A 12,319-nucleotide genomic window follows, 5' to 3' on the forward strand; every position below is an offset into this window, starting at 1 on the left:
CTGCATGCCATCCGACACACCTTCTGTTCAAGGCGTCCTGCGCGACGATCTGCTCGCAGCCTGCGACCGCATTCTGCAGCCTGCGCTTTTCAAGGACTACGGACCCAACGGTCTGCAGGTCGAGGGTCGTATGCGGGTGCGCAAGCTGGTCAGCGGGGTGACTGCCAGCCTGGCGTTCATTGATGCGGCCATCGACGCCGGAGCAGACGCGCTGTTCGTGCACCACGGACTGTTCTGGCGCGGTCAGGACGGACGGGTGACGGGTTGGATGAAACAGCGTCTGGCGCGCCTGCTGACGCACGACATCAATTTGCTGGCATATCACCTGCCGCTGGATGCACACGCCGAGCTGGGCAACAACGCGCAGCTGGCGCGCCGCATCGGTGTCCGTGTGCTGGATGTAGGGGACGGCCGTTTTGGCGACCAGTCGCTGGGCTTCCTGGGGGTGCGCCCGCCTGCGCCGGCGGCCGAACTGCTCAAGGATATCGAGAGTTCCTTGGGGCGAGCCGCGCTGCTGGTCGGAGATCCGGGGCGCCGTGTGGAGCGCGTGGCGATCTGCACGGGTGGTGCCCAAGGCTATTTCGAGGCGGCCATCGCCGCCGGCGCCGACGTGTTCATCACGGGTGAGATATCGGAGCCCCAGACGCACTATGCGCGGGAGGCCGGTGTGGCCTATATCGCCTGTGGTCACCACGCGTCGGAGCGCTACGGCGCGCCAGCGGTGGCTGGTCACGTGGCGGAGCTGCTCGGCATTGAGCATCAGTTCATCGACATTCCCAACCCGGCGTGACACTGTGACCACTCCTGTTTTCGAGAGTCCCGGGCGTCACCGCCCGCTTGTGGTCACCATGGGAGACCCCGCCGGGATAGGGCCCGAAATCGTGGTCCGTGCCCTGCTGGAACGCCCCGATCTTCAGGGACAGGTGGTGGTGGCCGGTGATGCGGCCACGCTGCGGCGCGCAGCGGATGTCGTCCGGCTGCAGTGTGGGGGTGCGCGGTTGGATGTGATGGTGCTCGGGGGGCTGAGGGAGTGGGCTCATGCTTCTCGCCCTGGGCTTGCTTTGATTCAGGCATGTGTGCCGGGCTCCTTGGCGCCTTGGGGTCGAATCAGCGCCGAAGCCGGCCGAGCCGCCGCTGACAGCATCGCTGCCGCTGCACGGTGGGTGCTGGCGGGCCAGGCGAGGGCATTGGTCACCGCACCTGTGCACAAAGAGGCTCTGGCCGCTGCTGGGCTGCCGCACCCGGGGCACACCGAGTTCCTGCAATCCTTGGCCGCTGAGCATGCGGGTGTGCCTGTGAGTGAGATGCCGGTGCGCATGATGCTCAGTGCGCCTGGGCTGGCCACCGTGCTGGTGAGCATCCACGTGTCGTTGCGGCAGGCGCTTGAGGCCGTCACCACCCAACGCGTGATGGACACCATTCGCATCACCGCGGCGCACTACCGTCGCTGCGGCATGCCTGAAGTTCGCATCGCCGTCGCAGGACTGAATCCCCATGCGGGCGAGGGGGGGCTGTTTGGCCGTGAGGAAATCGAGATCCTGCAGCCGGCAGTGGATCGTTCACGTGCCGATGGGTTGCACGTCAGCGGCCCACATGCACCGGACACCGTGTTCATGCGGGCTCGCCAGGGGGAGTTCGATGTGGTGGTGGCGATGTACCACGACCAGGGGCTGATTCCGGTCAAGCTGCTCGGCCTGGAGCATGGTGTCAACACCACGCTGGGTTTGCCCATGGTTCGCACCAGCCCAGACCATGGCACCGCCTTCGATCTGGCTGGTACCGGAAGGGCGAGTGCCACAAGCCTGCTGGCGGCGGTGGATGCTGCTATCTGGATGAGCCGCTTGAGCCAGTCTTAGCGGCTGTGGATGCCTTGGGTTGGGGCTGTCGGCCGACCCTGCGGTGGATGGCTCACTTGCGCAGGCTGTCCCTGATTTCCCTCAGCAGAACCACTTCCTCCGGTGTCGGCGCCGGTGGCGCTGGAGGTGCCTCTTTGCGCAGGCGGTTCATCTGCTTGACCATCATGAAAATGATGAACGCCAGGATCACAAAGTTCAGCGCGATGGTGATGAAGTTGCCATAGGCCAGTACCGCCCCAGCCTTTTTTGCCTCTGCCAGTGGAAGGCCTGCGGCCTGGCCCGCGAGGGCGATGTAGTAGTTGGAGAAGTCGAGGCCTCCGAATACCTTGCTGATGACGGGCATGATCAGGTCGCCCACGATCGAGTCCACGATCTTTCCGAAGGCGCCGCCAATGATCACGCCCACAGCCAGATCCATGACGTTGCCTTTGACGGCGAATTCTTTGAACTCTTGCAACATGGCCATTCGATGGGCTCCTTCAATGGACGTTCTACAAAACAATGGCCCTTTGGACCAGGAAAATTCATTCTCGCACAGAACACATTTGTATTACCCGTTCCTGACGCTGGCAACGAGGCTCAACGCCCACAAAGTGGTGGGTTTGTCTTGTCTGGATCGGTGAAAAGTCGGCTTGTAACGCTCCGGTACAATGCAGGGTTGACCCTAGTGGGCCACGTCTTGAACTTCCTTGAAAGATCCCCATGAGTGAAGCAACCGTCGCTGCGTCTGTGGACAACAGCCGCCGTACCTGGCTGATCACCTCCGCCGCCATGGGTGGCGTGGGAGCAGCCGCCGTCGCCGTCCCCTTTGTCAGCAGTTTCCAGCCGTCCGAGCGGGCAAAGGCTGCGGGTGCCGCAGTCGAAGTGGACATTTCTACCCTGCAGCCCGGTGAGAAGCGCGTGGTGGAGTGGCGCGGCAAGCCTGTGTGGATCATGCGTCGCAGTTCCGAGCAACTGGCGGCTCTCGAGAAGATCGAGCCTCAGCTGGCCGACCCGACCTCTGAGCGCAAGGCCTACCCGACTCCCGAATACGCCAAGAACCGCCATCGTTCGATCAAGCCGGAAGTTTTCGTCGGTGTGGGTATATGTACGCACCTGGGGTGTTCGCCTGGCGACAAGTTCACGCCAGGCCCTCAGCCCTCGCTGCCCGATGACTGGGTGGGGGGGTTTCTCTGTGCCTGCCACGGCTCGACGTTCGACCTTGCTGGTCGTGTGTTCAAGAACAAGCCTGCGCCAGACAACCTGGAAGTGCCTCCGCACTACTACACGTCCGACACCACGCTGTTGATCGGCGAAGAGAAAAAGGCCTGACCTGCTTTCAGCAGGCAATACGACCCCACAGAGGCATCCATGGCTGAATTCAAAGAAATTTCCCCCGACGCGCCCGTTGTCCAGAAGGTCACGAACTGGTTCGAAAACCGGATTCCCTCGGCCTTCTACATCTACAAGCGCGATATGGCCGAGTACTACGCGCCGAAGAACTTCAACTGGTGGTACATCTTCGGTTCGCTGGCAATGCTCGTGCTGGTGATCCAGATCGTCACAGGCATCTTCCTGGTGATGCACTACAAGCCTGACGCCAACCTCAACGCGGCTGGCGTGCCGGTGGCCTTCGCCTCGGTCGAATACATCATGCGCGACGTGCCATGGGGCTGGCTGATCCGCTACATGCACTCCACGGGGGCTTCCGCCTTCTTTGTGGTGGTGTACCTGCACATGTTCCGTGGTCTGATCTATGGCTCGTACCGCAAACCGCGCGAGCTGGTCTGGCTGTTTGGCTGCGGCATCTTCCTGGTGCTGATGGCCGAGGCCTTCATGGGTTACCTGCTGCCATGGGGCCAGATGTCCTACTGGGGCGCGCAGGTGATCGTGAACCTGTTCTCTGCCATTCCGTTTGTGGGCCCCGACCTGGCCCTGCTGATTCGTGGCGACTACGTCGTCGGTGATGCCACCCTCAACCGCTTCTTCAGCTTCCACGTGATCGCCGTCCCCCTGGTACTGCTGGGTCTGGTGGTGGCCCACCTGATGGCGCTGCACGATGTGGGTTCCAACAACCCCGACGGCGTGGAAATCAAGGCAGGCCCCAAGGGTAACCGCTGGTCCGTGTCTGCACCGGCCGACGGTGTCCCGTTCCATCCGTACTACACGGTGCACGACATTTTTGGTGTGTCTATGTTCCTGATGGTGTTCTCGGCCATCGTGTTCTTCGCGCCAGAGTTCGGTGGGTACTTCCTGGAGTTCAACAACTTCATTCCCGCAGACCCCCTGGTTACCCCGCTGCACATTGCACCTGTCTGGTACTTCACGCCGTTCTACTCAATGCTGCGCGCCATCACCAGTGAGATGATGTATGCCCTGATCGCGTGTGTGCTGGCTGCAGCCCTGTTTGCTGTGTTCAAGTCCAAGCTCGCAGCGATGTTCAAGGTGGCGGTGCTCGGTGCCGCGGCGGTGACCGTGGTGCTGATGCTGGCCATCGATGCCAAGTTCTGGGGCGTGGTGACCATGGGTGGTGCCGTGATCATCCTGTTCTTCCTGCCTTGGCTGGACAACAGCCCGGTGAAGTCGATCCGTTACCGCCCGAGTTGGAACAAGTGGCTCTACACCGTCTTTGTGATCAACTTCCTCATTCTGGGATATCTGGGTGTACAACCCCCGTCCCCCGTGGGTGAGCGCGTTTCTCAGGTTGGCACGCTGTTCTATTTCGGCTTCTTCCTTCTGATGCCGTGGTGGAGCCGCCTGGGCGAGTTCAAGCAAGTGCCCAGCCGTGTCACCTTCAAGCCCCACTGAGTGCGATCCGGAGAATCACCAACATGAAAAAGATGCTTCTGGGCCTGATGCTGGCCCTCGGTCTGAGTGGGGGCGCCATGGCCGCCGGCTCCGGCTTTCCGCTGGACAAGGCGCCGGCCCGCACCAACGACATGGCGGCGTTGCAAAACGGTGCCAAGCTGTTCGTCAACTATTGCCTGAGCTGCCATTCGGCTTCGTTCATGCGTTACAACCGTCTGCGCGATATCGGCCTGACCGATAAGCAGATTGCAGAAAACCTGACTTTCACGACCGACAAGATCGGTGACACCATGAAGGCGGCCATCGATCCCAAGCAGGCCAAGGCTTGGTTCGGTGCCAATCCGCCCGACCTGACTCTGGTGGCGCGCTCGCGCTCCAGCGGTGCTGGCTCAGGTGCCGACTACATCTACACCCTTCTGCGCAGCTACTACCGTGATGAGACCAAGCCCACGGGCTGGAACAACCTGGTCTTCCCCAACATCGGAATGCCGCATCCTCTGTGGGAGCTGCAAGGTGAGCGCAAGCCGGTTTTCGAAAAACACGAAAGCCACGGTCAGCAAGTTGAGCTGTTCAAGAGCTGGGAGCCCGGCAAGGCCGGTACCATGTCGCAAGAGCAGTACGATCAAAATGTTGGTGACCTGGTGGCCTACCTGCAGTGGATGGCCGAGCCAGCACAGAACAGCCGGGTGCGCATCGGCGTCTGGGTGCTTCTGTTCCTGGCGGCATTTACCATCGTTGCTTGGCGACTGAACGCTTCGTTCTGGAAAGACGTCAAGTAAATCGAACATGCTGGGGCCCCGATGCCGTATCGGGGTCACCCATGAAATTTGCAGTGGTTTGCGGTTCCGCGGGTGCGCGGCCAAGCAAACCACTGTTTTGTCTTAGGAGACTCCCTCATGATGGTCTTGTACTCGGGCACCACCTGCCCCTATTCCCACCGCTGCCGCTTTGTCTTGTTCGAAAAGGGCATGGACTTCGAGATTCGCGATGTGGACCTCTACAACAAGCCAGAAGATATCAGTGTCATGAATCCGTATGGTCAGGTGCCGATCCTGGTGGAGCGTGACCTGATTTTGTATGAGTCGAACATCATCAATGAGTACATCGATGAGCGTTTCCCGCATCCCCAGCTGATGCCCGGAGACCCGGTGGACCGCGCCCGTGTTCGGCTGTTTCTGCTGAACTTCGAGAAGGAACTTTTCACGCACGTGTCCGTGCTCGAGTCGCGCAGCAGCAAAGGCAACGAAAAGGCCCTGGAAAAGGCCCGCGCCCATATCCGTGACCGCCTGACCCAGCTCGCGCCGGTGTTTCTCAAGAACAAGTTCATGCTGGGTGACAACTTCTCCATGCTGGATGTGGCGATCGCTCCACTGCTCTGGCGCCTGGATTTCTATGGCATCGAGTTGAGCAAGAACGCTGCGCCGCTGCTGAAATACGCCGAGCGGATTTTTTCTCGTCCTGCCTATATAGAGGCACTGACGCCATCCGAGAAGGTCATGCGCAAGTGATGAGGTTTCGCCTCACTTGATGCGAGCCCTCAGCGATGATTCGTGACGACATGGAACCAACGTCCACCCGGCCCTACCTCATACGTGCCTTGCACGAATGGTGCACAGACAACGGATATGCGCCCCATATCGCTGTGCGTGTGGATGGGTCGGTGAACGTGCCTATGGAGTACGTCCGCAACAGCGAGATCGTGCTCAACGTGAGCTTTGATGCGACCAATGGTTTGCGCCTGGGCAATGAGTTCATCGAGTTCAAGGCGCGGTTCGGTGGCGTCCCTCGGGATGTGGTCGTGCCAACGACTCATGTGATTGCGATTTATGCGCGAGAGAATGGGCAGGGCATGGCGTTTCCTCCGCCAGACGGACTGCATACGGTTACAGCGGATCCTGTGCAGATGACGCCGGAGTCTGGTGAGCAGGCAGCGGCTGACCGCGTGTCTTCCCTCCGGTCGGTACCGGTGCCTGCTGGGTCTGAAGAGGGCGGCGCGGAGCCCCCGCCGGATGGGTCTGGTCGCAGTGGTGGTCGACCCCAGCTCAAGCGCGTCAAGTAGAATTTTCACCCAAGCCGCTTTAGCTCAGTTGGTAGAGCACTCGCCTTGTAAGCGATAGGTCGTCTGTTCGAGTCAGACAAGCGGCACCATCCGAAGATCTCACCGCCTTGGTGTTTGGATTTTCAGGCGAATGGAGTTAATCTCCATGCCGTTTTGCGCCAGTCGCTGCCGAATGGACGGCAGGAGTTGGCGAAGTTTGGTTGACGCGGCGGCGCTGCTGACCAGCACGCACCACTCACCGTTCTCCAATGGGCCAGGTTGAACCTGTGACCGCAGCGGCGCTGGTATCAGTGCCGTGACCGCTTCCAGGCAATTCCGGGATGCGCGAATGCGCTCTTGCAGAAGTGCCAATGTGGGCTCTTCGCCAACAGCCTGTTCGAGGCTGAACACGCGTCTGTTGTACCGGGAGGCGGTGGTCATGCTTAGCAGGCTTAGCAACGCTTTGCTGCCGTTGAAAGAGGTGGTCTGACAGTGCACATCATTATCACGGATGCTTGGCTGGCCAAGAGCCAGGCGCTCCATCTGAGCGGTCTCAAGCTGGCCCTTTCCGGCATTCTGTTGTCGGTAGTGGTCATGCTGGGTTCTGTGGCCGCATACCACTGGGTGTTCCTGCAAGGAGTGCGTCAGGGGTGGCCTGGCTTCGAGTCGGTGGCTCGTCTGGTGACTCAGGGCGATGTCGACTCCAAAGAGCTGTACATGCGAGAGAACCTGGACGCCATGGCGCGCAAGCTCGGCGAAATGCAGGCCCGCATGCTCCAGATCGAGTCGCTGGGGGAGCGCGTGGCCGGACTCGCAGGGCTCAAGCCTGAAGAGTTCAAGGTGCAGCCGGGATCGGGGGGGGCTTTGGTGTCCGGGCGGGACATCACCCTGCCCGAGCTGATGTCTGCCATGAACCAGCTGGACAGGGTCAGTGGCGCTGGTGTGGACTGGCTCACCGTTATCGAGTCGCGACTGTTCGACCAGAAGATACAGCGCACGCTTGTTCCGACGGAAGAGCCGGTGGCGGGTGGCCGCATCGGCTCTCCGTTTGGGTTTCGCATTGATCCCATCACTGGTCGTTCAGCGCTGCACACGGGCCTGGATTTTCCCGCAGACACCGGAACGCCCATCTTGGCAGCCGCTGGTGGCGTGGTGGTGGTTCAGGATGTGCATCCTGCCTACGGCAACATGGTCGAAGTGGATCATGGCAACGACCTGATCACCCGTTACGCCCATGCTTCACGGGTGCTGGTCAAGAAGGGGGACATCGTCAAGCGTGGTCAGGTCATTGCCGAGGTGGGCTCCACTGGTCGGTCGACGGGTCCACATCTGCACTTCGAGGTGTGGGTGTCGGGTGTACCGCAGGACCCCTCCCGGTTCCTGGCCGCAGGAGAGACGCTCGCGGCGGCCCAGCTGGTCCCAGGCAACCCGCGGAGGCCCTGATCGGGATCATCGAAACCGCCGGGTAAAATTGCAGCTTTGCTCTTGAAACAGCAGCGTTTGCCGGCACCTTTCGCGTGCCCGTGCAAGCCGATCCGGCTGGCAGGAGTTGTTCGATCATTTCGCCTGCCTGGCATTTGAATGCCCGTTGCCGGTCCGCACCTATGGCCACAAATTTCCTCACCAAACTGTTCGGTAGTCGCAACGACCGTCTGCTCAAGACCTACCGCAAAACGGTGGAACGCATCAACAGCCTGGAGCCGCAATTCGAGAAGCTCAGCGACGATGAGTTGAAGGCGCAGACGGAGGTCTTCAAGCGCCGCTTGGCCGACGGAGCCACCCTGGATGCGATCCTTCCCGAGGCATTTGCTGTGGTGCGCGAGGCCAGCAAGCGCGTGATGAAGATGCGCCACTTCGATGTGCAACTGGTCGGTGGCATTGCGCTGCATTCCGGCAAGATTGCCGAGATGCGCACCGGTGAAGGCAAGACACTGACTGCCACGCTGCCGGTCTACCTCAATGCGCTGTCGGGCAAAGGCGTCCACGTCGTGACCGTGAACGATTACCTGGCGAGTCGCGATGCCCAGTGGATGGGTCGGCTTTACAACTTCCTTGGGCTGTCGGTCGGTATCAACCTGCCCCAGGCCCCGCGTGAGGACAAGCAAGCGGCTTACGGTGCCGACATCACCTACGGCACCAACAACGAGTACGGCTTCGACTACTTGCGTGACAACATGGTGCACGAGGCCAAGGACCGCGTGCAACGAGGACTGAACTTTGCAATCGTCGACGAGGTGGACTCGATCCTGATCGACGAAGCCCGGACGCCGCTGATCATCAGTGGTCAGGCTGAGGATCAGACGCCGGTCTATACCGCCATCAAGCAACTAGTGCCGCACCTGACCCGCCAGGAAGGCGAGGCAGACCCCCGCACCGGCGAGGGCGTGATCAAGCCAGGGGACTTCACGGTGGACGAGAAAGCGCACTCCATCCACATGACCGAGCAGGGGCACGAAAATGCCGAGCGCCTGCTCAGCCAGGCGGGTCTGTTGCCAGAGGGCGCTTCGCTGTACGACCCGGCCAACATTGCTTTGATGCACCACTTGGTGACGTCGCTCAAGGCTCATCACCTCTACCACCGCGACCAGCACTATGTGGTGCAGAACGGTGAGATCGTCATCGTGGACGAATTCACCGGCCGGCTGATGTCCGGTCGCCGCTGGAGCGATGGCCTGCACCAGGCGGTGGAGGCCAAGGAAGGCGTCGCGATCCAGCCCGAGAACCAGACGCTGGCATCGATCACGTTCCAGAACTACTTCCGTCTGTACGGCAAGCTGTCGGGCATGACCGGTACAGCTGACACGGAGGCCTACGAATTCCAGGAAATCTACGGTCTGGAGACCGTGGTGATCCCGCCCAACCGACCCAGCCAGCGCATCGACCAGCTCGACCGCGTGTACAAGACGACTAAGGAGAAGTACGTTGCGGCAATCCAGGACATCCGCGAGTGCCACGAGCGTGGGCAGCCAGTGCTGGTGGGTACGTCCTCGATCGAAAACTCGGAAATCATCTCCGGTCTGCTGACCGCTGAAAAGCTGCCGCACGAGGTGCTCAATGCCAAGCAACACGCCCGCGAAGCGGACATCATCGTGCAGGCGGGGCGCCCGGGCGCCATCACCATTGCCACCAACATGGCGGGCCGCGGCACCGACATCGTGCTCGGTGGAAACCTGGAGAAGATGGTCGCTGCGGTTGAGGCCGACGAGTCGCTGGACGAGGCCAGCAAGTCGAAGCGCGTGCAGGCGCTTCGTGATCAGTGGCAGTCGGATCACGAAAAGGTGAAGTCGCTTGGCGGCCTGCGCATCATCGCGACCGAACGCCATGAAAGCCGCCGCATTGACAACCAGTTGCGCGGCCGCTCTGGCCGCCAAGGCGACCCGGGTTCGTCCCGTTTCTACCTGAGCCTGGACGACTCGCTGATGCGGATCTTCGCCGGCGAAAAGGTGCGAGCGATCATGGACCGGCTGAAGATGCCGGAGGGCGAGGCCATCGAGGCCGGCATCGTCACGCGCAGCATCGAGAGTGCCCAGCGCAAGGTCGAGGCCCGAAACTTCGATATCCGCAAGCAGCTGCTGGAATACGACGATGTGTCCAACGACCAGCGCAAGGTGATCTACCAGCAGCGCAACGACATCCTGGATGCTCAGAGCTTGCGGGCCCAGATCGACGCGCTGCGCGAGGGCTGCATGACGGACCTGGTGCACCAGTTCGTGCCCGAAGGCAGCGTGGAGGAGCAATGGGATCTGCCCGGCCTTGAGCGTGTGCTGCGCGAGGAGTGGTCGGTGGATCTGCCGGTCGCCAGCTGGGTGTCGGAGTCCGAGTCGGTCGAAGTCGACGACATCGTCGAGCGTGTTCAGAAGGCTGCCAAGCAGGTGTTTGAGGACAAGGTGGCGCTGGTCGGAGATGAGAACTTCACGCAGTTCGAGCGCATGGTGCTGCTGCAGACCATCGACAGCCAGTGGAGAGATCACCTGTCCGCACTCGACTACCTGAGGCAGGGCATTCACTTGCGAGGCTACGCCCAGAAGCAGCCCAAGCAGGAGTACAAGCGCGAGGCCTTCCAGCTGTTCGGGCAGTTGCTCGACAGTGTGAAGAACGACGTGACCCGCGTTCTGATGAATGTGCGCGTGCAGTCGGCTGAGCAGATCTCCGAAGCCACCGAGCAGATGGAAGCCAGCGCCGAACAGATTGCCAACGTGACCTATACCGCGCCGACCGAAACCGGTGAAGCACAGAGCGTCGTCGACCCTGCGACTGCGGTGACCGAGATGCCGCGTGTGGGGCGCAACGATCTCTGCCCCTGTGGCAGTGGCAAGAAGTACAAACACTGCCATGGCGCGCTGACCTGATGCCCTTTTGACCGGAATCTGACGCCATGGCTGTGAACTACATCGCCCCCCAAGCCCAGGACCTGTTGCCCGTTGCGGGTGTTCGCATCGGCGTGGCCGAAGCTGGCATTCGCAAGGCGAATCGCAAGGACCTGACCGTTTTCCTGTTGGATGAAGGCAGTGTCGTCGGGGCCGTGTTCACGCAAAACCGCTACGCGGCTGCGCCTGTGCAAGTGTGCCGAGACCACCTCGCCGCGGGCCAGGGCATCCGGGCCATGGTGATCAACACGGGCAACGCCAACGCCGGTACAGGTGAGCCGGGTTTGCAGAATGCACGGCAGACCGCGAATGCGCTGGCGCTGGCCTTGGGTGTGCAGCATGAGCAGGTGCTGCCGTTTTCGACCGGCGTGATCATGGAGCCTCTGCCACTGGAACGCCTGCTCGTCGGATTGCCTGCCGCCCTGTCCGACGCGGGCAGCGCCGCCGGTGCCACTGGTGCGCAATGGCTCAAGGCGGCCGAGGGCATCATGACCACCGACACGCTTCCCAAGGCGATCAGCCGCCAGGCAGTGGTGGGGGGCAAGACCGTGACCGTGAGTGGCATCGCCAAAGGGGCTGGCATGATCCGCCCCAATATGGCGACCATGCTGGGCTATGTGGCTACCGATGCGGCGGTGGCGCCCGCGCTGATGTCAGCGTTGGCCAAGCGGCTGGCCGACGGTTCCTTCAACCGCGTCACGGTCGACGGTGACACCTCGACCAACGACTCCTTTGTGGTGGTGGCCACGGGCAAGGCCGGCAATCCGGTCGTGACCGATCTTGCCAGCGCTGACGGCCAGTCCCTGCTGGTGGCCATGACCGAAGTGGCCCAGTTCCTGGCCCACGCCATCGTGCGCGACGGCGAAGGCGCGACCAAGTTCATCACAGTGCGGGTGGAAGGTGGGGCCAACAGCGACGAATGCCTGAAGGCGGCCTACGCCGTGGCCCACTCGCCGCTGGTCAAGACCGCTTTTTTTGCCAGCGACCCCAACCTGGGCCGTATTCTTGCGGCTGTTGGGTACGCCGGCATCACCGACCTCGATGCGTCCAAGATTGAGTTGCATCTGGGGGATGTGCATGTCGTCAAGGCCGGAGGCCGCAACCCCGACTACCGCGAAGAGGACGGGCAGCGCGTCATGAAGGCTGCCGAAATCCTGGTGCGCATCGGGCTGGGGCGCGGAAGCGCCACCGAGACGGTCTGGACCTGCGACTTCAGCCACGACTACGTGACCATCAACGCCGACTACCGGTCGTGAGCCAAGGCCGCTGGG

General features: G+C 61.6%; 12 protein-coding genes and 1 tRNA gene. 11 read left to right on the plus strand and 2 right to left on the minus strand.

Features of this window, described 5'->3' with window-relative positions:
* Positions 1-4 precede the first annotated feature (4 nt).
* Entirely contained in the window at positions 5-790 is a 786-nt protein-coding gene (locus ACFOPI_RS23620; RefSeq protein WP_382179683.1) for a Nif3-like dinuclear metal center hexameric protein, read from the plus strand.
* Positions 791-848: 58 nt separating this feature from the next.
* Positions 849-1,856, plus strand: coding sequence for a 4-hydroxythreonine-4-phosphate dehydrogenase PdxA (gene pdxA, locus ACFOPI_RS23625; RefSeq protein WP_382179685.1), 1,008 nt, complete (start codon positions 849-851; stop codon positions 1,854-1,856).
* A 52-nt stretch (positions 1,857-1,908) separates the two neighbouring features.
* On the opposite strand, the gene mscL is transcribed toward pdxA, so the two are convergent.
* Positions 1,909-2,322, minus strand: coding sequence for a large conductance mechanosensitive channel protein MscL (gene mscL / locus ACFOPI_RS23630; RefSeq protein ID WP_066257821.1), 414 nt, complete (start codon positions 2,320-2,322; stop codon positions 1,909-1,911).
* A gap of 236 nt (positions 2,323-2,558) precedes the next feature.
* Between mscL and petA the strand changes: the two genes are divergently transcribed.
* The 6 genes from petA to ACFOPI_RS23660 all read left to right on the plus strand — a co-directional run bounded on the left by petA (position 2,559) and on the right by ACFOPI_RS23660 (position 6,791).
* Positions 2,559-3,167, plus strand: coding sequence for a ubiquinol-cytochrome c reductase iron-sulfur subunit (petA, locus tag ACFOPI_RS23635; protein WP_382179689.1), 609 nt, complete (start codon positions 2,559-2,561; stop codon positions 3,165-3,167).
* A 39-nt stretch (positions 3,168-3,206) separates the two neighbouring features.
* Positions 3,207-4,643 (plus strand): cytochrome b, encoded by a 1,437-nt coding sequence (locus tag ACFOPI_RS23640; RefSeq protein ID WP_382179692.1) that lies wholly within the window; start codon positions 3,207-3,209, stop codon positions 4,641-4,643.
* A 23-nt stretch (positions 4,644-4,666) separates the two neighbouring features.
* Positions 4,667-5,422 carry a cytochrome c1 gene (locus ACFOPI_RS23645; protein WP_382179694.1) on the plus strand — a complete coding sequence of 252 codons (756 nt, stop codon included), beginning with the start codon at positions 4,667-4,669 and terminating at the stop codon, positions 5,420-5,422.
* Between the two features lie 117 nt (positions 5,423-5,539).
* Positions 5,540-6,151 (plus strand): glutathione S-transferase N-terminal domain-containing protein, encoded by a 612-nt coding sequence (locus ACFOPI_RS23650; protein WP_066152914.1) that lies wholly within the window; start codon positions 5,540-5,542, stop codon positions 6,149-6,151.
* A gap of 35 nt (positions 6,152-6,186) precedes the next feature.
* Entirely contained in the window at positions 6,187-6,702 is a 516-nt protein-coding gene (locus tag ACFOPI_RS23655) for a ClpXP protease specificity-enhancing factor (protein ID WP_382179697.1), read from the plus strand.
* 13 nt (positions 6,703-6,715) lie between these two features.
* Positions 6,716-6,791: transfer RNA gene (locus ACFOPI_RS23660), tRNA-Thr, on the plus strand.
* Positions 6,792-6,801: 10 nt separating this feature from the next.
* On the opposite strand, the gene ACFOPI_RS23665 is transcribed toward ACFOPI_RS23660, so the two are convergent.
* Positions 6,802-7,122, minus strand: coding sequence for a DciA family protein (locus ACFOPI_RS23665; protein ID WP_382179700.1), 321 nt, complete (start codon positions 7,120-7,122; stop codon positions 6,802-6,804).
* A 51-nt stretch (positions 7,123-7,173) separates the two neighbouring features.
* Between ACFOPI_RS23665 and ACFOPI_RS23670 the strand changes: the two genes are divergently transcribed.
* The 3 genes from ACFOPI_RS23670 to argJ all read left to right on the plus strand — a co-directional run bounded on the left by ACFOPI_RS23670 (position 7,174) and on the right by argJ (position 12,304).
* A complete protein-coding gene (locus tag ACFOPI_RS23670) occupies positions 7,174-8,124 on the plus strand; it encodes a M23 family metallopeptidase (protein ID WP_066257815.1) in 951 nt (316 codons plus the stop codon).
* A gap of 161 nt (positions 8,125-8,285) precedes the next feature.
* Entirely contained in the window at positions 8,286-11,030 is a 2,745-nt protein-coding gene (gene secA, locus ACFOPI_RS23675; protein WP_382179703.1) for a preprotein translocase subunit SecA, read from the plus strand.
* Positions 11,031-11,056: 26 nt separating this feature from the next.
* Positions 11,057-12,304, plus strand: coding sequence for a bifunctional glutamate N-acetyltransferase/amino-acid acetyltransferase ArgJ (gene argJ, locus ACFOPI_RS23680; protein ID WP_382179706.1), 1,248 nt, complete (start codon positions 11,057-11,059; stop codon positions 12,302-12,304).
* Positions 12,305-12,319: the final 15 nt, after the last annotated feature.

The organism is Hydrogenophaga luteola (assembly GCF_042648585.1).
GTDB lineage: Bacteria > Pseudomonadota > Gammaproteobacteria > Burkholderiales > Burkholderiaceae_C > Hydrogenophaga > Hydrogenophaga luteola.